Genomic DNA, 20,784 nt, shown 5'->3' with positions numbered 1-20,784 from the left:
ACGAGCCACGGCCCTATGTATGGACCAAGACCGCCGACCAGATCCTCGACTCCATCGCACGCTACTGCACACGAATTAACAACTCGGGACACTAGCTCCCACCGAGCAGGAGAACCCCATGGCGTCGACCGCCCGAGACTCGCTGGCCGCCCTCGCCGCACTGCTCGCCCCCGGCATCCCGGACGTGGCGGAGAGGGTGACGAGCGCGCACGACGACCCCGACGGCCACCTGCGGGCGCACGCGGACCGGCTCGACGACCGCGGCGTCGACGAGCCGGTCCCGAACCTGGCGTGGATCGCGCTGGTCGACGCGCTCACCGACCACGGCCTGCTGGCCGAGGTCGACTGGAAGGAGGAGCCGGAGGAGGTCGTCGCCCGGCTGCGGGCGCTGGGCTCCGCTCCGGACGCGCCCGCGTGGGCGTGGCTGGACGGCGCCGACACCGGGGTCCCCACCTACGACTTCCTCGAGCTCGCGGGCGACGGCCTGCACGAGGCGGGCACCGCGCTCGCCGTCCTCGACATCGAGTCGGACTGCTACCCGCTCGTCCTGCTCCCCGCCGCCCAGGGCCCCGACCTCGTCGACCTGGCCGCCGAGGCGGGCTTCCGGGCCGACGTCCTCGGCACGCCCGAGGCCGAGTAGGACCCCCGACCACCCCGCAGGAGGTTGACAAAAACCTCCCCCTTGTCCAACCCGCTTTACAAAAGCTACCGTCTTGTACAACGGCGGACGCGGGAGGTCGACATGGCGGGAGACGACACCGGCACGGTCACAGCGGGTTCCACGCAGGGGTGGCGGGACCGGAAGCGGTACCTGTGGCTGATCGGGCTGGTGGTGCCGTCGCTGGCGTTCGCGGCGCTCGGGCTGCACGCGTGGACGGGGTGGGGCGCGTGGTTCTGGCTGGGGCCGGTCGTCGTGCTCCTGGTGGTGCCCGCGGTCGACCTGCTGACCGGCCTGGACCGCTCGAACCCGCCGGACGACGTGATCGAGGCGCTGGAGAACGACCGGTACTACCGCTGGATCACGTTCCTGTTCCTGCCGATCCAGTACGCGGGCCTCGCCGTGGCGTTCTGGACGATCGCGCGCGGCGACCTGTCCACTGTGGACAGGATCGGGCTCGCGGTCACCATCGGGTGCGTGGGCGGCATCGGCATCAACACCGCGCACGAGCTGGGGCACAAGAAGGAGAGCCACGAGCGGTGGCTGTCCAAGATCGCGCTCGCGCAGAGCTGCTACGGCCACTTCTACATCGAGCACAACCGCGGCCACCACGTGCGGGTGGCCACGCCGGAGGACCCGGCCAGCAGCAGGGTCGGCGAGAGCTTCTACCGGTTCTGGCCGCGCACTGTGGCCGGGTCGCTGGTCAGCGCGTGGCGGTTGGAGCGCAAGCGGTACGCGCGGCGCGGCAGGCACCCGTTCCGGATCGGCAACGACGTCCTCAACGCGTGGCTGATGTCGGTGGTGCTGTGGGGCGCGATGGTGGCGTGGCTGGGCGTCGGGATCCTGCCCTACCTCCTGGTCCAGGCGGTCGTCGGCTTCTCGCTGCTGGAGGTCGTCAACTACATGGAGCACTACGGCATGGCGCGCCGGGTGGTCGGCGCGCCCGGTCGCAGGCGCTACGAGCGGGTGGCGCCGCGGCACAGCTGGAACTCGAACAACGTCGCCACGAACGTGCTGCTCTACCACCTGCAGCGGCACAGCGACCACCACGCGAACCCGACCCGCCGCTACCAGTCGCTGCGCGACTTCGAGGAGTCGCCCGCGCTGCCGACCGGGTACGCCGGGATGATCCTGCTGGCGCTGGTGCCGCCGCTGTGGCGCCGGGTCATGGACCCCAGGGTGCTGGCGCACTTCGGCGGGGACATGAGCCTGGCGAACGTCGAGCCGCGCCGCCGGGAGGCCGTGCTGGCGAGGTACCCGGTGCCCGTGACGGCCCCGCGCCCGACGGCGGACGACCCGCCCGTCGTGGCGGCCGCCCCGGTCACCGCGGTCGGCGGGCGGTGCCCCGGCTGCGGCTACGTCTACGACGAGCGGGTCGGCGACCCGCGCGAGGGCTTCCCCGCGGGCACGCCGTGGTCCGCCGTGTCGGACTCGTGGTGCTGCCCGGACTGCGGCGTGCGGGACAAGACCGACTTCGTCGTGTCCACACGGGAGCCGACGCGGGAGGCATCCGCCTAGGATGGCGCCATGACGGAGCCAGCCACGGCCGCGCAGGGCACCGGCGGCGCGCACCGGGCGCGGATCATCGCCGCCGCGATCGAGCAGACGGCGCGGGAGGGCTGGTCGACGGTCACCATGGCCAGGCTGGCCGTGGCGGTCGGCGTGAGCAGGCAGACGGTCTACAACGAGATCGGGTCCAAGCAGGCGCTGGCCGAGGCCATGGTCCACGACGAGCTGGGCCGGTTCCTCGCCGTGGTGGAGCGGGCCTTCGACGAGCACGCGGGCGACCTCGCGGAGTCGGTCCGCGGCGCGGTCCGGGGCGTGCTCGACCTGGCCAGGGACAACGTGCTGCTGCGGGCCATCGTGTCCGCGACGCACGACGCGGACACCGACCTGCTGCCGCTGCTCACCACGCACGCCGGTTCCCTGCTGTCCGCCGCGAAGGCCGTGCTCGGCCACCGGCTCGCGGCGTTCGAGCTGCCGCTGGAGGACCACCGGCTGGCCGTGACGATCGACGTCGTCGTGCGCGCGGTGCTCAGCCACGTGATGCAGCCGTCCGACAGCCCGGCGCGCACCGCCGACGACATCACCTGGCTCGTCGGCCGCGTGCTCGGCGCGGCCGCCTGAGCCCGTGCCGTTCGACCACAACGACCACTACCACCGGCTGCTGCTCCGGCACGTGCCGCCCGGCGCCCGGACGGCGCTGGACGTCGGCTGCGGGACCGGCCGGTTCGCCCGGCGGCTCGCGGACCTCGGCCTGGCGGTCGACGCGATCGACCCGGACGAGGCGGTGATCGCGCGGGCCCGTGGGTCGGAGAACCCGCGGTTCACCCTCGCGGACGTCACCGAGGTCGACCTCCCCCGCGGCCACTACGACTTCGTGTCCTGCCTGGCGAGCATCCACCACATGCCGTTCGCCACCGTCACCGCGCTGCGCCGCTCCCTCGCGCCCGGCGGGGTCCTGGTGGTCCTGGGCTGCTACCCCGAGCGGACCCCGGTCGACTGGGCGTGGAGCCTGGCGGCCGTCCCCGTCAACGCCGCCGCCCGGCTCGCCACCGCCGCGGCGGACCGGCTCCGCCCACCACCCGAGCCGTCGGTGCGGGCACCGGTGCGGCCGCCGACCACTCCCCTGCCCGTGATCCGCCGGGAGTCGGCGGTGCTGCTGCCCGGCCGCCGGGTGCGCAGGCTGCTGTTCTGGCGCTACCTGCCGGTGTTCCGCGCCGCCCGGTGACACCCCCGCCCACCAGCGGGTCCGGCCTCGCGCGGCGGCGATATCGGGACGCTACGACGGCGACCTAGCGTGGCGACCGTCCACCACGGTCGTCCCTGGTCGCCCGCTCGACGGTGCCGCCGACACGAGGAGCACCATGCGCGTCGTCCTGCTGACCATCGGTTCCCGCGGCGACGTGCAGCCCTTCGTCGTGCTGGGTGCCGAGCTGCGCGAGCGCGGCCACGAGGCGGTCCTGGTCAGCGGTGCGGACTTCAAGGGCATGGCCGAGCAGGCCGGGATCGGGTTCCAGGCGCTGGACACGATCGGCACCGACCACGCCACCTCCGTGCTGACCGACCCCAAGGTGCGCGCCGCGCTGCTCAAGGGCCCGTCGCTGTACCGGATGGCCGCCGCGGCGCCCCGGCCGAGCCGGGCGGACCGGCAGGCGCTGACCGACGAGATGGTGGCCGCCGCCGAGGGCGCGGACATGATCGTCAACACCACCCTGACCAGGATCGGCGCGCTGACCAAGCCCACGGTGCCGTGGTGCTCGGTCGCGTCCTGGCCCATCACCGGCACCGCCGCCTGGCCCGCGCTCGGCATGCCCGCGCTCCCGCTGGGCGGCGGCTACAACCGGCTCACCCACCGGGCGACCGGCGCGCTGGAGTGGCTGCTGTACCGGCCTGAGGTCAACGCGGGCCGGACCGCGGCGGGCGTGCCGCCGCTCGGCCTGCGATCGCCGTTCCGCGACGACGGGGTGCTCCGGCCGATCCTCTACCAGTTCAGCCCGCACGTGTTCGCGCCGCCCGCCGACTGGCCCGCGCGCTGCCACGTGACCGGGTACTGGTCCGACGACGTGCGCTGGGACCAGCCCGCCGAGCTGACCGACTTCGTCGAGGGCGGACCGCCGCCCCTGGTGGCCGCGTTCGGCAGCGCCTGGCTGGTGGGCGGCAGGCGGCTGCTCGACGCGAGCGTGGCCGCGGCCGTCGAGACCGGGCGCAGGCTCGTGGTCGTGGGCGGCCCGGTCGACGGCCTGCCCGACCACGTCGACGCGATCCGCACCGAGGGCGCCGACTTCACCTGGCTGCTGCCCAGGGCGGCCGCCGTGCTGCACCACGGCGGCCAGGGGACGACCGCCGCCGTCGTGTCCGCGGGCGTCCCCCAGGTCATCGTGCCCACCTACGCCGACCAGCCGGTCTGGGCGGCCAGGATGGCCGCCCTCGGCGTCGCGGCACCGCCGGTGGCCTACTCCCGGCTCACCGCCGGGGCGCTGGCCGCCGCCGTCCGCGCGGCCGTCGACGACCCCTCGGTCGCCGCACGGGCCGCCGCCCTGGCCACCGCCGTGCGCGGGGACCGGGGCGTGCGCGAGGCAGCGGACGTCATCGAGGCCTACGCCGCGACCGCGCGCTGACGCCGACCGGACCACCAAGACCCGGAGGCCCCGTGACCCTGTCCCCGATCACCCCCGGCAGTCCACTGCGGACCCAGGTCTCCGGCCTGCCGCTGCGGATCGCCCGGTCGACGCTGTCCCGCCAGGGCTCCGCGACGTCCACACCGGAGTTCCACCGGTGGTTCGCCGCCCGGCTGGCCAGGGCGCGGGCCACCGTCGTCACCGGGGTCGACTTCGCCGACCTGGTCGGCTGGGGCTTCGACCGCGACACCGGGAACCTGGTGCACGACAGCGGGAAGTTCTTCTGCGTCCAGGGCCTGGCGGTGACCACCGACCACGGCCCGGTGGCGAGCTGGTCGCAGCCGATCATCAACCAGCCGGAGACCGGCGTGCTCGGCATCCTGGTCAAGGAGTTCGACGGGGTCCTGCACTGCCTGATGCAGGCCAAGGTGGAGCCCGGCAACGCGGGCGTGCTCCAGCTGTCCCCGACCGTGCAGGCCACCCGCAGCAACTACACGGCGGTGCACCGCGGCCGGGCCGTGCCCTACCTCGACCTGTTCCTGTCCGCGCGGCCGGAGTCGGTGCTCGCCGACGTGCTGCAGTCCGAGCAGGGGTCGTGGTTCTACCGCAAGCGCAACCGCAACATCGTCGTCGAGGCGACCGGGGACGTCGAGGTGCGCGACGGGTTCCGGTGGCTGACGCTGGGGCAGCTGCACGAGCTGCTGGCGTTCGACAACCTGGTGAACATGAACTCCCGCACGGTGCTGTCCTGCCTGCCGTTCTCCGGACCCGACCTGCTGGAGGCGCTGGGCTGCGACGGCGAGGGCTTCCGGGCGGCGCTGGTGCGGTCGATCGGGTCGGCCTGGGGCGCGGTGCACACCAACGGCGAGATCCTGAGCTGGCTGACCGACCTGCGGTCGCGCCGGGAGGTCGAGGCCACCCCGATCCCGCTGCGCGAGGTGCGCGGCTGGACGCGCGGCGCCGACCGGATCGCCCACGAGACGGGCGCGTTCTTCGACATCCGCGCGGTCGCGGTGGCGGGCGGCGACCGGGAGATCGACACCTGGTCCCAGCCGATCATCGCCCCGCACGGGCTCGGCGTCGTGGCGTTCCTCGCCGCCCGGTTCACCGGTGTGCTGCACCTGCTGGTCAACGCGCGGGTGGAGCCGGGCTACCTGGACTTCGTCGAGCTGGCACCCACGGTGCAGTGCACCCCGGAGTCCTACGAGCACCTGCCCGCGCGGGCGCGGCCGCCGTTCCTGGACCAGGTGCTCGACGCGGCGCCCGACCGGATCCGGTTCGACACGCTGCTGTCCGAGGAGGGCGGCCGGTTCTACCGGGCGGTCAACCGGTACGTGATCGTCGAGGTCGACCCGTCCGAGGTCTCCGAGGACGTCGGCCCGTCGCGCTACCGGTGGATGACCGCGGACCAGGTCGTGGGCCTGCTGCGGCACAGCCACTACGTGAACGTCCAGGCGCGCAGCCTGATCGCGTGCCTGCACAGCCTGGTCGGCGGCTCCGCGGCCGACCCGGTCGCGACGCGGGACGGGGTCCGCTGATGGGCACCGGACCGCTCGAGCCCGTGCGGGTCGGGGTGCTGGGCGCGGCCTCCACGGCGTGGCGGCGGATGCTCCCGGCGCTGGCCGGCACGCCCGGTGTCACCGTCACCGCGATCGCCAGCCGCGACCGCGCCAAGGCCGCCCGGTTCACCGACCGGTTCGGCGGCGAGCCCGTCGAGGGGTACGCGGCGCTGGTCGGGCGCGCCGACGTGGACGCGGTGTACGTGCCGCTGCCCAACGCGCTGCACCACGAGTGGACGACGGCGGCGCTGCTGGCGGGCAAGCACGTGCTGGCCGAGAAGCCGATGACCACCGACGCCGCCGCCACCGCGCGGCTGCTGGGTCTGGCGGAGGCGAACGGGCTGGTGCTGCGGGAGAACTTCACGTTCCTGCACCACCCCGCGCACGCGACCGTGCGGGACCTGTGCGCGGCGGGCAGGCTCGGCGAGGTGCGCTCCTTCACCGGCTCGTTCTGCTTCCCGCCGCTGCCCGCCGACGACGTGCGGTACCGGCCGGACCTCGGCGGCGGGGCGCTGCTGGACGCCGGGGTCTACCCCATCAGGACGGCGCAGCTGCTGTTCGGCGACGACCTGGAGCCCGTCGGCGCCGTGCTGCGGGTGGACGCCGACACCGGCGTGGACGTGGCGGGCACCGCGCTCCTGGTCTCCGCGGCGGGCGTGGCCGTCACCGCCGAGTTCGGCTTCCAGCACAGCTACGCGGGCGGCTACCGATTGTGGGGGTCGACCGGGCGGCTGTCCCTCGACCGGGCGTTCACACCGCCCGCGACGCACCAGCCGGTCCTGCGGATCGACGAGCAGGACCACGCCGAGGAGCTGGTGCTGCCCGCGGCCGACCAGTTCGCCCGGTCGGCGGCGGCGTTCGCGGACGAGGTCCGCGCCGCACGGGCCGGGACGCCACCACAGCGGCAGGCGGGCACGCACCGCACCGCCGAGCTCGTCGACGCCATCCGCGCCCTCGCGCGCACCACCACCACGTCCGGAGGCCGTTGATGCGCATCGTCGGACGAGGGTTCATCGCGGGCAACCTGGCCGGGATCGCCGGGCGGCACCCCGACGCGGTCGTGCTGGCCGCGGGCGTGTCCAGCACCCACGTGACCGACCCGGCCGAGTTCACCCGCGAGCACGATCTGCTCGCCGACGTCGTCCGCCGGTGCGCCGAGGAGGACCTCCGGCTGGTCGTGCTGTCCAGCGCGTCGCACGCCATGTACGGCTCGACCGACGTGCCCGCAACCGAGCTCGACCCGGTCGACCCGGTCTCGCCCTACGGACGGCACAAGCTCGCCCTGGAACGGCGGGTCGCCGAGTCCGGTGTGCCCTGGCTGGTGCTCCGGCTGTCGCACGTGGTCGGTGCGGGCCAGCGCCCGCACCAGCTGCTGCCCGCGTTCGTCGAGCAGGTCCGCTCGGGGGTCGTCCGGCTGCACCGGGACACCTTCCGCGACCTGGTTGACGTGCGCGACGTCGTGTCCGCAGTGGACGGTCTGCTGGCGGCGGGCGTGCGCGACGAGGTCGTCAACGTCGCCTCGGGCACGCCCTACCCGGTCGGCGCGATCGCCGAGGGCGTGCGGGCCAGGATGGGCCTGCCCGCCCGGCAGGAGGTCGTGGACGCCACCCCCGTGCGGACCGCCGTGTCCACGGCCCGGCTGCGCGCCGCGGTGCCGGGCCTGGCGCCGCTCGGGGGCGACGCCTACCTGGAGCGGTTGCTCGACCGGTACGTGCGCCATTACCCGGCCCCGGTGCCGACGCCCTGACGCGACGATTCCGCCGGGGTCCGCCGATCCCCGCGGAATCGACTCCGCCGACCGGGGCGGACGACTCGGGAACAGCGCGGGCCGGACCGGCGCAAAAGGGGAAACCCGTTCGGTCGACCGCATTTCCCGGCGCCCGAACGGCTCACCCCACTTCTCCCCGCCGATCTGCACGTGCAGATGACTTCCACGCTCGACATCCTCACGCGGATCCCGTGCAACCGATTTCATTTCGCCGGTCGGCGATGAACCGATCGGTGCGCTCCCGCGCCGAACGCGAATCGGCGGCGCACGCGGTCCGGTCAATTGACTCCCGCACCGCGGCAAACGGGCACGAAACGGGTCCGGCGATCACGGCGAACGGGCAGGAGCACGATTCCCGGTCGTCCGACCGGAGGCGTCCCGTTTACCGGAAACCAGGTAAATAAGGTTGCCGAATTCCTTCGGGCACCCTACCCGAACACCTTCCCGCACCGCACCAGCACCACGCCCGATCGAGTGACGCACCCCGTGGACCAGGCACAAGGTCGACCACGAGGAGGAAGTCCATTAGCACATGGTCGCGAGTGGTGCGATGTGGACCACTCGACGCACTCCCCGCATCTCACCCAACTGTGGATGAACAAACATTGACCAACCCCGCGACTCCCGGTTATGTCGACCATGAGGCGGAGAGGCGTTGCGACGAACACCGGCACGCATTGCCGGTACCGAAGTTCCAATGCTGCGTGACCTACATCACTGCAATTCACCTTACCAGTGGCGATTTATACGGTTAACACCATCCGGGTGAGCAATACCGAAGGTGATTTTTCACGCTAGACCCCCTGAACCATCACCCGATCGGCCTAGCGATCAGGGCTCTCCGTCACCACGTTCCACCGAACGTGTCAGCACATGGGCTGCCGCGAAGAGCAAGCCAATCAAGACGGTAATCGAAAGGGGAACCACCCGAGTGTGCGCTGTACACACAAAGCCCATTGATCTCCGTGGTATCAACACTCCACGATAGGACCGCATTCACCGAGTCGGCACAGGCACAACAGGGAGAGAGGCCGCTCTATGGGGCGTGCACGGGAGCTTCGTCCACGAGAGACACGAATCCGTTTCGGGATATTCGGGCCAACACAGGCCGTTGTCGACGACGTGGAGGTTGCGATACCGGCCGCCCAGCAGCGGATCATCCTCGCCGGACTGCTGCTCTACAACAACCGCGTGGTGTCCATCGACCGCATCGCGTGGTTCCTGTGGGGCGAGAAGCTCCCGCCGAGCGCGGTGCCCACGATCCGCACGTACGTCATGCGCCTGCGCCGCACGCTCGGCCCGCAGGTCGCCGAGCGGATCGTCACCAAGGCGCCGGGCTACATGATCACCGTGAGCCCCGGCGAGAGCGACCTCGCCTCGTTCTTCGACCTGCACGGCCGCGCGGGCGAGCTGGCCGCGGAGGGCAGGCACGCCGAGGCCTCGACCGCGCTGTCGTCGGCACTGGCGCTGTGGCGCGACGCCCCCCTGCTCGACGTGCCGTCGCCGACGTTGCAGGACATGGAGGTCCCGCCGCTGCTGGAGCTGCGGATGCAGACCCTGGAGTGGTGGATCGACCTGGAGCTGCAGCTGGGCAGGCACGCGCGGCTGGTGCCGCAGCTGTCGCACCTGGTCCGGGCGCACCCGTTGCGGGAGACCCTGACCGCGCAGCTGATGCTCGCCCTGCACGGCGCGGGCCGCCAGTCCGACGCGCTCGCCGCGTTCCTGCACACCCGCAACCTGCTCATCGAGCAGCTGGGCAGCGAGCCGGGCCAGGAGCTGCGCCACGTGCAGCGGCTCATCCTGCGCACCGACGGCGGACCCCGGCACGCCCGGCCGCAGGTGCCCGCGCAGGCCACCGACCGCGGCTCGGCGCACAGCGGCCACCTGGAGAACCGGTGGCGGCTGATCGGCTCGCCCAGCTTCGGCTGGTGACCGGGACGCGGTGCTCACCACTCCCCCGGCGGCCTCGCGCCGCCCGGACCACGGAAGGCGAAGAGGGCAGGGCATGGGCGTGACGACCGCGGTGACCGGATCCCCCGCCGAGCGGGCGGCCGAGCTGGCGGAGCTGGTCGGTGACCGAGCGGGCGCGTGGGACAGGGCGGGGCTGCTGCCGCCGGACCTGCTGCGCGGCCTCGGCGCCGACGGCCTGCTGTGCGCCGAGGTGCCCGTCGAGCACGGCGGCCTCGGTTGGACGAGCCTGGACAACGGCGAGCTCACCGCCGCCACGGGCGCGCTGTGCAGCTCGCTGCGCAGCGTGCAGACGTCGCAGGGCATGGCGGCGTGGACCGTGCAGCGGCTGGCCGGACCGGCCCAACGCGGCGAGTACCTGCGCAGGCTCACCGGCGGCGAGCTGGCCGCGGTCGGGTTCAGCGAGCCGCACGCGGGCAGCGACCTGATGTCGATGTCCACCACCGTGCGCCCCGACGGCGACTCGGTCGTGGTCGACGGGCACAAGGTGTGGGTCACGGCCGCCCACTACGCGGACCTGCTGGTCGTGTTCGGCCGGTACACCGAGGGCGGCGGCGCCGTGGTCGTGGTGCCCGTGGGCACGCCGGGCGTGCGGATCGAGCGGGTCGCGGACCCGCTGGGCTGCCGCGCCGCCGGGCACGCCGCCGTGGTCCTCGACTCGGTGCGCGTACCCGCGTCGGCGGTGCTCGGGGCGGGCGCCGGACTCGGGCTGCTGGTGTCCTCGGCGCTGGCGTACGGGCGCAAGTCGGTGGCGTGGGGCTGCGTCGGCATCCTGCGCGCGTGCCGGGACGCCGCCGCGCGGCACGCCGCGACGCGCGAGCAGTTCGGCCGACCGCTGGCGGAGCACCAGCTCGTGGCCCGGCACCTCGCGACCCTGGTCACCGGCGAGCAGGTGGCGACCCGGTTGTGCGAGCACGCCAGCCGGTGCTGGGACAGCGGGTCGCCGGAGTCGGTGATCGCCACGCTGCTGGCGAAGAACGAGAGCGCGCGCCGGGCGGCCGAGGGCGCGGCCGCGGCGGTGCAGGTGCTGGCGTCCGCGGGGGCCCAGGACGGGCACGTGGTGGCGCGGGCCTTCCGGGACGCGAAGCTGATGGAGATCATCGAGGGCAGCACCGAGATGTGCGAGCTGCTGCTGGCCGAGCACGTGGTCCGCGGCGTCCGGGGCTCCCGGTAGGACGGTCGCCCGATCGGGCGGACGGCCTCGGCGCCCGACCGGGTGCCGAGGCCGTCCGCCGTCACAGGTGGACCTTGGTCTCCAGCACGGGCGGCCGGACCGCGGCCAGCCGCTCGCGCTTGGCCGGGTCGCTCACCCCGAGACCGGCCTCCGGGGCGAGGCAGAGGACCCCGACCTTGCCGACGTGGCCGTTGGCCTGCACGAGCCGGGCCGCGTCGCCGACGTTGTCGAGCGGGTGCACCTCCGACAGCACCGGCAGCACCTGCCCGAGGTCGAACAGGCGGTTGGACTCCCACTGCTCCTGGAGGTTCGCGCCGTGGCTGCCGATGAGCCGCTTGAGCTTCATCCACAGGTACCGGTTGTCGTAGGTGTGCTGGTAGCCGGTGCTGGAACCGCACGTGACGACCGCGCCGCCGCGGCGGGCGACGAACATCGAGATGCCGAACGTGGCGCGGCCGACGTGGTCGAACACGATGTGCGGGTCGTCGCCGGTCTCCTTGCGGATGATCGACCCGATCCGCTTGCCCGCCTTGAGCACCGCCTGCGGGTCGCCGGGGTCGCCCATGCCGATCTCGGAGCGGTCGATGACCACGTCGCAGCCGAGCCTGCGGACCAGGTCCGCCTTCTCGCCGGACCCGACCACGCCGACCGCGATCCCGCCCGCCTGCTTGACCATCTGCACGCCGAACACGCCGAGACCGCCCGCCGCGCCCCAGACCAGCACGACGTCGCCGAGCTTCATCCGGGCACCGCGCTCGCTGATGAGCATCCGGTAGGCGGTGGCCGCGCACACCGGGGTGCTGGCGGCCTCCTCCCAGGTGAGGTGCGCGGGCTTGGGCACGAGCTGGCTGGCCCGCACGACCGCGTAGTGGCCGAGACCGCCGTAGTTGGTCTCGTACCCCCACGCCCGCTGCGACGTGCCGATCATGCCGTCGCCGTGCACGGCCGGTTCCTGGTCGTCCACGTGCACCGGGGTCACGACCACGCGGTCGCCGACCTGCCAGCGCCGCACGCCGACGCCCGTGCGGACGATGACGCCGGAGGCGTCCGAGCCGAGCACGTGGAACGGCTGGTCGTGCCGCCGCGCCCACCCGCCCTCGCGCCCGAAGTGCTTGAGGAACGCGAACGTCGGCACCGGGTCGAAGGTGGCCGACCAGACGGTGTTGTAGTTGATGGAGCTGGCCATCAGCGCCACCAGCACCTCGTCCGGCGCGAGCTCGGGCATCGGCACGTCGCCGACCCGGATGGACTTGCGGACGTCCTTGTCCTCGACGCCCTGGAACATGTCGGCGTCCTCGGCTCGGATGTGCGCGGCCCGGTACCGCTCGGGCACCGCGTGCCCGAGCAGCTCGTCCGCGTCTGCGCCGCGCACCGCGGCCGCTGCGAGAGCATCCATGGCTGTTCGTCTCCTCGGTCGGGTCGGACGCGGCTACTCGGGGCGCCTGCGGGCGACGCTGTGGACGTAGCTCTCCACCGGGAGCGTCCACGCCGAGGGCAACTTGCCCATCTTCTGCAGGGCCCGCACTGCCGGGCTGGTCTCCATGCCGATGAAGGGGCTGCCCATGGTGGTCGCCTGCATCTGGAAGGCGACGTGCCGCTTGAGCTTGCTGGTTCCCACCTCGGACACCCGGCGGAAGTGGCTGCCCGGAGCCATCCTCTTGCGGATGCCCGCGCGCACGAGCTCGGAGATGTCCACTTCGGACAGCCACTCGAACCCCGGCACGTCCCGCTTGAGCAGGGTCGTCTGGTCGTAGCGGTGCTCGGTGAAGCCGTCGAGGTAGGAGAAGTACCCGCCCGGCTTGAGCACCCTGGCCACCTCGGCGATGAACCGGTCCGGGTGCGGGTAGTTGTGCGAGCTCTCGACGCTGATCACGACGTCGGCCGAGGCGTCCTCCAGCGGCAGCGACTCGGCGTCGCCCTGGACGTAGCGCAGCTCGTCGCCGCGGGCCAGCAGGGCGTTGGCCCGCCGCACGGCCATCGGGGACAGCTCGACGCCGAGGAACCGGCCACCGGGCGCGGCGCGGGACAGGAAGTTCAGCCCCTCACCGGCGCCGCTGCCGATCTCCAGCACGGTCTTGCCCGCGTAGTCGCCCAGCGCGAGCGGCAGCTCCCGCAGGGCGCGGAAGTAGAGCTGCTCGGACACGCCGTCGGTGCAGAAGTCCAGGCTGCCGGGGAGGACCTCGTCGATCTCCTTGGCCAGCACCGGGTCGTCCATGCCCCAGTTCCAGATCTCGCCGCGCGCGGCCATCATCGCGGCCACGTCGTAGAGCCAGATGGAGTGGCCCTTGAACTCGTCGCTGGCCTCGGCGTCGAGCACCGCGGACTCGCTGGGACCGTTGAACCGGCTGACGGTGTCCATGAACGCGTTGATCGCGGCCGGACCGCCGGTGGATTCCATGTGCTACCCCTGTCGGTTCGCTGATGGGCTCGAGTCTCGCGGGGCGCCGTAGCGCCCGGATATCTGCGCGGTGGCGGCGGTCACCAGGTGACGGGCAGCGAGTTGAGGCCGTACGCGGCGGCCTCGTCCTTGAACGACAGCTCCTCCGCGGGCACCGCGAGGCGCAGCCCCGGCACGCGGCGGAAGAGCGTCTCGAAGACGATCTGCAGCTCGGTCCTGGCCATGTGCTGGCCGATGCACATGTGCGCGCCGTAGCCGAACGATAGGTGCCGTCCGTCGGTGCGGGTGACGTCGAGCCGGTCGGGGTCGGCGAACACCTCCGGGTCGCGGTTGACCGCGGTGCCCAGCGCCACCACGCCCTCGCCGCGGCTCATGGCCACGCCCGCGATCGTGACGTCCTCCTTGACCACGCGGTAGGACACCGGGTTGAGGATGCTGCAGTAGCGCAGCAGCTCCTCGACGGCGGCGGGCCAGCGCTCCGGCTCCCGCCGCAGCAGCTCCAGCTGGTCGGGGTGCTGGAGCAGGGCGGCGATGCTGAGCGAGATCTGGTTGGCGGTGCTCTCGAACCCCGCCACCAGCAACGTGAGCGCGAGCTCCACCAGGGACTGGTGGTCGGTGCCGTCGCCGTCCTCGCGGGCCTTGAGGACGCGGCGGCCGATCAGGTCGTCGGAGGGGTTCTCCTCCTTGCCCGTCACGAGCTGGTCGATGTAGCCGAGCAGCGCGCCGATCGCGGCCATCCGCTCCTGCGGCGGGGTGAACAGGTCGATCATCGTGGACGACCGGTCGCGGAAGGTGTCGCGGTCGGCGTCGGGCACACCGAGCAGGTCGCAGATCAGCGTGGTCGGCACCGGCAGCGCCAGCGCGGGCACCAGGTCCGCGGGCTTGGGACCGTCCAGCATGGCGTCGATCAGCTCGTCGACGACCTTCTGCATGTCGGCCCGCATGGTGTCCACGCGGCGCTGGGTGAACTCGCCGTTGATGGCGCGGCGCGCGGCCCCGTGCTCGGGGGCGTCCATCTCGCCGATGGAGGCGCGGAACCCGACGTCGGCGTTGTAGGGCACGAGAGCCGGGAAGTCGGGCTGCTTGCGGTCCACGCTGAACGCGTCCGACAGCAGCAGCTCGCGGGCGGCCGCGTGCGTCCACACCGCCCACGCCTCCTTCCCGGACCCGAGGCGCACGCGGGTGACCGGTCCCTCCTCGCGGAGCTCGGCGTTGCCGTCGGGCTCGCCGTACGGGCAGCCCCGCCGGATGGCGAGATCGGGCGCGGACGGGGTCTCGGTCATGCGGTCGCCTCTTCCTTGTCGACGTCTTCGCGGTGACCCGGCGGAACCGGGTCGAGGGTTCGGAGCCACTTCTCCACCGCGGCGGTGCAGTGCTCCAGGTGCTGCTCGGCGAGGGTGAAGTGGTTGCCGGGGACGTCCACGACGGTCTGCGCGGTGTCCCAGCTGGCCCGCCAGTCGTCGGACTCCGGGTCGTCGGTCATGCCGTCGATCGGCTCGGAGGCCCGCACCAGCAGCAGCGGCGCGGCGCACGGCCCCGGCGTCCAGTCCTCGAACATGCCGCCGTACCAGGCCATCGCGGTGAGCCGGTCGGCGTCCATCCGCACGTACTGGTCCTCGCGGTCGAACATGCCGCCCATCAGGTACTCCTGGACGCGGTCCTTCATGATCGTCGGGTCGCCGATCAGGTAGGTGTCCAGCAGCGCCACGCCGGCCGGGCGGACGCCGCGGGCCTCCAGCGCGGTCGCGGTGGCGTGGGCGAGGTAGCCGCCCGACGAGCTGCCCAGCAGCACGAACGACCCGCCGACCCGCTCGGCGATCGAGTCGGCGTACGCCCCGACGAGGGTGTCGACGTCGGCGGCGAGCAGCTCACCGGGGCCGAAGCCGGGGACGTCGAACGCCAGGAAGGGCCGCACGCCGCGGAACTGGCCCGCGAACCGGGCGAACTGGTGGGCGCCCGCGATGGCCACGATGGACGAGAAGCACACCAGCGCGGGGCCTTCCGGGCCGTCGGCCAGGCTCACCGGCTCCGGCGGGGCGGGCCACTGGTCGGGCGAGGTGGCCATGGGCCGCAGCCGGGCCGCCTCGCGGACCAGCCGCTGGCCGGCCTTGCGGTGGCCGAGGCTCAGCGCGTGCCGGAACAGCCCGTCGAGCGCGTCCATCGGGTTGGCGGTGGGAGCCGGGGGCTCCGGCGCCGGGCGGGTGACCCGCGCGAGCTCGCGGACCAGCTCGTCCGGCGTACCCGCGTCGAACGCGACCGTCGCCTTGAGCCGCAGCCCGGTGACGCGGCTCAGCCCGTTGCGCAGCTCGACCGCGGTCAACGAGTCCAGCCCCAGCTCCAGGAACCCGCGGTCGCCCACGACGGCCTCCGCGCCGGGGTAGCCGAGGACCTCGGCGACCTGGCCGAACACGGCGTCCCGCAGCGCGGGGCCGTCGAGCGCCACGACCGGGCGGCGCTGGGCCGGAGCGGCGCCGCGGACGAGGGCGCGCAGCAGCGGCGGCACGTCGGCGGTGAGCCCCTTCGGCAGGGCCAGCCGGGCGGGCACCAGCAGCGGTGCGCCGTCGGCCACCGCGGTGTCGAACAGGTCCAGCGCCTCGGCGGGGCTCAACGGAGCGCCGAACCGGCGCAGCCGTTCCCGTTGCGCCCGGTCGAGGTCGCCGACCACGCCCTCCTCGACGTCCCAGGTGCCCCAGGCCAGTGACTGCGCGGGCAGGCCCGCGGCGCGGCGGTGGTGGGCGAGCGCGTCCAGGAAGGAGTTCGCGGCGGCGTAGGCGCTCTGGCCGGGGCTGCCGAACACCCCGGCGGCCGAGGAGAACAGCACGAACGCGGACAGGTCGAGGTCGCGGGTCAGCTCGTGCAGGTGCAGCGCGCCGTCGACCTTCGGGCGCAGCACGAGGTCCGCGCGCTCGGCGTCGGTGTCCTCCAGCAGACCGTCGGCCAGCACGCCCGCGGCGTGGACGACGGCGGTCAGCGGGTGCTCGGCGGGGATCGCCGCCAGCACGGCGGCCAGCGCGTCCCGGTCGGTCACGTCGCAGGCGACGACGTCCACGTGCGCGCCGGGTACCGACACCTCGGCCTGCGTGCGGCCGACCAGGAGCAGCCTGGTGACGCCGTGCGCGGCGACCAGGTGGCGGGCCAGCCGCGAGCCCAGTGCCCCGGCTCCGCCGGTGACGAGCACGGTGCCGTGGGAGGGGAACGCGGTCCCGTCGTTCCCGGCGGGAGCCCGGACGAGCCGCGGCGCGAGGAGCGCGCCCGCGCGGACGGCGATCTGGGGCTCGCCGGTGGCGAGCGCGGCGGCCACCGGCGGATCGTCCGCGGTGTCCACGTCGACCAGCACGAACCGGTCCGGGTGCTCGGACTGCGCCGCGCGCACCAGCCCCCGCACCGCCGCACCGGCCAGGTCCTCGACGTCCTCGGTGGCGGTCGCCCGGCGGGTGAGGACCACCAGGGTGGTCCGCTCGCGGCGCTCGTCGGCCAGCCAGTCGCGCAGGGTGTCCCGCACCCGGTGCACGGCCTCGCGGACGGTCGCCCGCTCGTCCACCAGGGACAGCACGACGAAGTCGGCCGTGTGGTCGGGCACGGGGGTCGGGACCGGCTGCCACTGGACGCGGAACAGCGAGTCCGCCGCGGACCGCGGGGGCGCGCCGGCCTCGCGGAGCACCAGGGAGTCGATGGTCAGCACCGGGACGCCGTGGTGGTCGGTGGCCTCGATGGTCAGCCCGCCTCCGGCCGGGCGGGTGCGGACGCGCAGCGCGGTCGCGCCGGGCCGGTGCACGGTGACGCCGCCGAAGCCGAACGGCAGCGCGCCCTGCGGCACGGTTCCCGACGGCAGCAGGCCCGCAGTCTGGACTGCGGCGTCCAGCAGGGCCGGGTGCACGGCGAACCCGGCGGCGTGGCAGCGCTGGTCGTCGGCGAGCGCGACCTCGGCGTACACGTCGTCGCCGAGCCGCCACGCGGACCGCAGGCCGCGGAACGCGGGTCCGTAGTGGACACCGGCCGCGGCGAAGTCCTCGTAGCGCCCGACCAGGTCGACCGGCTCGGCACCGGCGGGCGGCCACTCCCCCAGCCCGTCCGGGGTCCGGTCGGAGTCGGACACCGTGCCGGTGGCGTGCACTGTCCACCCGGTGTCCTGGCGGGAGTGGACCTCGACCTCGCGGACGCCGTCGTCGGCGGGCGGGCCGATCCGCACCTGCACGGCCACCTCGCCGGAGGCGGGGAGCACCAGCGGGGCCGACACGGTGAGGTCGTCCACGGTGGCGTCGGCCGCGTGCAGGACCAGGTCGACGAACGCCGCCCCCGGCAGCACGGCGGTGGAGCCGAGGGCGTGGTCGGCCAGCCACGGACTGGTGGCCAGCGAGAGGACACCGGTGAGCACCGCGCCACCGCCCGCCAGCTCGACCCGTGCCCCGAGCAGCGGGTGCGGTGAGGTCTCCAGGCCCGCCGCGGCGAGGTCGGCGGGTCCGGTCGTGGCCGGGCCGAGCCAGTACCGGTCCCGTTGGAACGCGTAGGTGGGCAACGGGATCCGGCGGGCGGTGGTGCCCGCGAACACCGGCGCCCAGTCCACCGGCACGCCCCGCACGTGGGCCTCGGCGAGCGACCGGGTCATCCGGTCCGCGCCGCCGTCGTCGCGGCGCAGCGAGCCGACGGCCACGACGTCCTCGCCCGCGTCCTGGGCGGTGTCGAGCACGGCGGGGACCAGCAGCGGGTGCGGGCTGCACTCGACGAAGGTGCGGTGGCCGGAGCCGAGCAGGTCGCGCACCGCCCCCAGGAAGTCCACGGGCCTGCGGGCGTTGGCGAACCAGTACTCCGGACCCAGGTCGGCGCCGCGGACCCAGTCGCCGGTCGCGGTGGAGCGCAGCGGGATGCGCGGCACGAGCGGCCGGATCCCCGCTACGACGTCGAGCAGCCGGTCCCGGATCTGGTCCACCTGCGGGGAGTGCGAGGCGTAGCCGATCGGGATCCGCCGGGTGCGGACGCCCGCCGCGGTCAGCTCGGCGGCCAGCTCGTCCAGGTCGCCCAGCGGTCCGGACACGGCGACGGCCTCGGGGCCGTTGACCGCGGCGACCGACAGCGCGGGCCTGCCCACCAGCCGTCGGCCCACCTCGTCCGGGGACGCGGACACCGACAGCATCCCCTCCAGGCCGGCCAACGCGGTCAGCTCGTGGCCGCGGCGGGCCACGACGAGCGCGGCGTCCTCCAGCGACAGCGCGCCCGCGAAGCAGGCGGCGGCGATCTCGCCCTGCGAGTGCCCGACGACCGCGGCGGGCCGCAGGCCGTGCGAGCGCCACACCTCGGCCAGCGACACCATCACCGCGAACAGCACCGGCTGGATGACGCCGTCGGAGTCCAGCGGACGCCCGTCGCGCAAGGCCGCGGTGAGCGACCAGTCCAGGTGGGGCGCGAACGCGGCCTCGCACTCGGCCATGCGGTCGGCGAAGACCGGTGAGGTGTCCAGCAGCCCGGCGCCCATGCCCGCCCACTGCGAACCCTGGCCGGGGAAGACGAACACGACCCGGCCGCCACGCCGGACGCGGCCGGTGACGAGCCCCGCGGCCCGACCGCCGTCCGCGAGGGCCGCCAGGCCGTCGGCGTGGTCCGGGCCCAGCACGGCGGCGCGGTGCTCGAAGTGGGTGCGGGTCAGGGCGAGCGAGCACCCGACGTCGGCGGCCTCCCCAGCGGCGTGCGGGGCGAGCCTGGCGGCCTGGTCGGCCAGACCGCGTTCGGTGCGGGACGACAGCAGCCACGGCACGGAGGCCGGACGCGATCCTTCGGGGACCGGTGCGGGAGCAGGTGGTTCCTCCAGGATCACGTGCACGTTCGTGCCGCTCGCGCCGAACGACGACACCCCGCCGCGGCGCGGGCGCTCCCCGCGCGGCCACGGGCGGCCGCCGGTGAGCAGTCGGACGTCGCCCTCGGTCCAGTCGACCTGGCGGGTCGGCGCGTCCACGTGCAGGGTCGGCGGCATGGTCTCGTGCCGCAGCGCCAGCAGCACCTTGAGCACTCCCGCCGCACCCGCGGCTGCCTGGGTGTGGCCGATGTTCGACTTGAGCGAGCCGAACCACAGCGGGTCGGCGCGGTCCTGGCCGTAGGCGGCGAGCACGGCCTGCGCCTCGATCGGGTCGCCCAGGGTCGTGCCGGTGCCGTGCGCCTCCACCAGGTCCACGTCGGACGGTCGCAGCCGGGCGTCGGCCAGCGCGCTCGCGATGACCCGTTGCTGCGACGGGCCGTTGGGGGCGCTCAGGCCGTTGCTGGCACCGTCGGAGTTCACCGCCGAACCGCGCACGACGGCCAGCACGGGGTGGCCGCGGCGCAGGGCGTCGGCCAGCCGTTCGACCAGCAGCACCACCACGCCCTCGCTGAACCCGGTGCCGTCGGCGGCGTCCGCGAAGGACTTGCAGCGGCCGTCCGGGGCGAGCGCGCCCGCCGCGGACGCGGCCCGCAGGTACTCCGCCGGGTCGGGCAGCACGGTGGCGCCCGCGGCCAGCGCGAGGTCGCACTCCCCCGCGCGCAGGGCACTGGTGGCCAGGTGCAGCGCGACCAGCGACGACGAGCACGCGGTGTCGACCGTGACCGTCGGCCCCTCCAGGCCGAACGCGTAGGCCAGCCGTCCCGACGCCACGTTGACCTGGGTGCCCATGGTGACGAAGTTCGCCACGCCCTCGGGGAGGTCGTAGGCCGACGCGTGGGCGTAGTGGGTGCCCATCACGCCCGCGTAGACGCCGGTGCGGCTGCCCTTGAGCTCGGGTTGGGTGAGCCCGGCCCGTTCGAACGCCTCCCACGACGTCTCCAGCAGCAGCCGCTGCTGCGGGTCCATCGCCAGCGCCTCGCGGGGTGAGATGCCGAAGAACGCGGCGTCGAAGTGCCCGGCGTCGCGCAGGAACCCACCGCGCAGGTCCTCGCGCACCGGGCGTTCGCGGTCGGTCGGCAGCGGGCCCACGGCGTCGCCGCCCTCGGCCAGCAGCCGCCACAGGGCCTCGGGCGTGTCGATGCCGCCCGGCAGCCTGCACGCCGCGGCGACGATCGCGACCGGGGCGTGCGCGGCCTCCGCCAGCGCGCGGTTCTCGGCGCGCAGGTGCTCGTTGTCCTGCAACGACTTCCGCAGGGCTTCGACGATCTTGTCAGGCACAGCCATCGGTCG

The 20,784-nt window shown here is 73.9% G+C and carries 14 protein-coding genes; 10 read left to right on the top strand and 4 right to left on the bottom strand.

Annotated elements, in window-relative coordinates:
• Nucleotides 1–118 precede the first annotated feature (118 nt).
• The 10 genes from CLV43_RS43855 to CLV43_RS43810 all read left to right on the top strand — a co-directional run bounded on the left by CLV43_RS43855 (nt 119) and on the right by CLV43_RS43810 (nt 11,248).
• On the top strand, nt 119–640 hold the full coding sequence (locus CLV43_RS43855; RefSeq protein ID WP_106196417.1) for a DUF6630 family protein: 522 nt from the start codon (nt 119–121) through the stop codon (nt 638–640).
• Between the two features lie 102 nt (nt 641–742).
• On the top strand, nt 743–2,176 hold the full coding sequence (locus tag CLV43_RS43850) for a fatty acid desaturase (protein WP_106196415.1): 1,434 nt from the start codon (nt 743–745) through the stop codon (nt 2,174–2,176).
• Nucleotides 2,177–2,185: 9 nt separating this feature from the next.
• Nucleotides 2,186–2,785: a TetR family transcriptional regulator gene (locus tag CLV43_RS43845; protein ID WP_106196413.1), complete on the top strand. Its 600-nt coding sequence runs from the start codon at nt 2,186–2,188 to the stop codon at nt 2,783–2,785.
• A 4-nt stretch (nt 2,786–2,789) separates the two neighbouring features.
• Nucleotides 2,790–3,389 carry a class I SAM-dependent methyltransferase gene (locus tag CLV43_RS43840; protein WP_106196412.1) on the top strand — a complete coding sequence of 200 codons (600 nt, stop codon included), beginning with the start codon at nt 2,790–2,792 and terminating at the stop codon, nt 3,387–3,389.
• Between the two features lie 136 nt (nt 3,390–3,525).
• Nucleotides 3,526–4,779 (top strand): glycosyltransferase, encoded by a 1,254-nt coding sequence (locus tag CLV43_RS43835; RefSeq protein WP_106196410.1) that lies wholly within the window; start codon nt 3,526–3,528, stop codon nt 4,777–4,779.
• A gap of 32 nt (nt 4,780–4,811) precedes the next feature.
• Nucleotides 4,812–6,317 (top strand): NDP-hexose 2,3-dehydratase family protein, encoded by a 1,506-nt coding sequence (locus CLV43_RS43830; protein WP_245887480.1) that lies wholly within the window; start codon nt 4,812–4,814, stop codon nt 6,315–6,317.
• Nucleotides 6,317–7,327 carry a Gfo/Idh/MocA family protein gene (locus CLV43_RS43825; RefSeq protein ID WP_106196409.1) on the top strand — a complete coding sequence of 337 codons (1,011 nt, stop codon included), beginning with the start codon at nt 6,317–6,319 and terminating at the stop codon, nt 7,325–7,327. Before CLV43_RS43830 ends, CLV43_RS43825 begins: the two co-directional genes overlap by 1 nt.
• Nucleotides 7,327–8,085, top strand: a complete 759-nt coding sequence (locus CLV43_RS43820; RefSeq protein WP_106196407.1) for an NAD-dependent epimerase/dehydratase family protein — start codon at nt 7,327–7,329, stop codon at nt 8,083–8,085. Before CLV43_RS43825 ends, CLV43_RS43820 begins: the two co-directional genes overlap by 1 nt.
• Before the next feature lie 1,143 nt (nt 8,086–9,228).
• The gene (locus CLV43_RS43815) at nt 9,229–10,038 is read left to right on the top strand and encodes an AfsR/SARP family transcriptional regulator (protein WP_170156283.1); all 810 of its coding nucleotides are present in this window, start codon (nt 9,229–9,231) and stop codon (nt 10,036–10,038) included.
• Between the two features lie 73 nt (nt 10,039–10,111).
• Nucleotides 10,112–11,248 carry an acyl-CoA dehydrogenase family protein gene (locus CLV43_RS43810; protein WP_106196404.1) on the top strand — a complete coding sequence of 379 codons (1,137 nt, stop codon included), beginning with the start codon at nt 10,112–10,114 and terminating at the stop codon, nt 11,246–11,248.
• A 61-nt stretch (nt 11,249–11,309) separates the two neighbouring features.
• On the opposite strand, the gene ccrA is transcribed toward CLV43_RS43810, so the two are convergent.
• The 4 genes from ccrA to CLV43_RS43790 form a co-directional block, all read right to left on the bottom strand.
• Nucleotides 11,310–12,644: a crotonyl-CoA carboxylase/reductase gene (ccrA, locus tag CLV43_RS43805; RefSeq protein WP_106196402.1), complete on the bottom strand. Its 1,335-nt coding sequence runs from the start codon at nt 12,642–12,644 to the stop codon at nt 11,310–11,312.
• Nucleotides 12,645–12,677: 33 nt separating this feature from the next.
• Complete coding sequence (locus CLV43_RS43800) at nt 12,678–13,646, bottom strand: class I SAM-dependent methyltransferase (protein ID WP_106196401.1); 969 nt, start codon at nt 13,644–13,646, stop codon at nt 12,678–12,680.
• Nucleotides 13,647–13,726: 80 nt separating this feature from the next.
• Nucleotides 13,727–14,929, bottom strand: coding sequence for a cytochrome P450 (locus CLV43_RS43795; RefSeq protein ID WP_106196399.1), 1,203 nt, complete (start codon nt 14,927–14,929; stop codon nt 13,727–13,729).
• Complete coding sequence (locus CLV43_RS43790) at nt 14,926–20,772, bottom strand: SDR family NAD(P)-dependent oxidoreductase (RefSeq protein ID WP_425445805.1); 5,847 nt, start codon at nt 20,770–20,772, stop codon at nt 14,926–14,928. The genes CLV43_RS43795 and CLV43_RS43790 overlap by 4 nt, the downstream gene beginning before the upstream one ends.
• Nucleotides 20,773–20,784: the final 12 nt, after the last annotated feature.

Source organism: Umezawaea tangerina, from assembly GCF_003002815.1.
Classification (GTDB): Bacteria; Actinomycetota; Actinomycetes; order Mycobacteriales; family Pseudonocardiaceae; genus Umezawaea; species Umezawaea tangerina.
The sequence above is the reverse complement of the archived record's forward strand: the minus strand, read 5'-3'. Positions and strand labels throughout refer to the sequence as shown.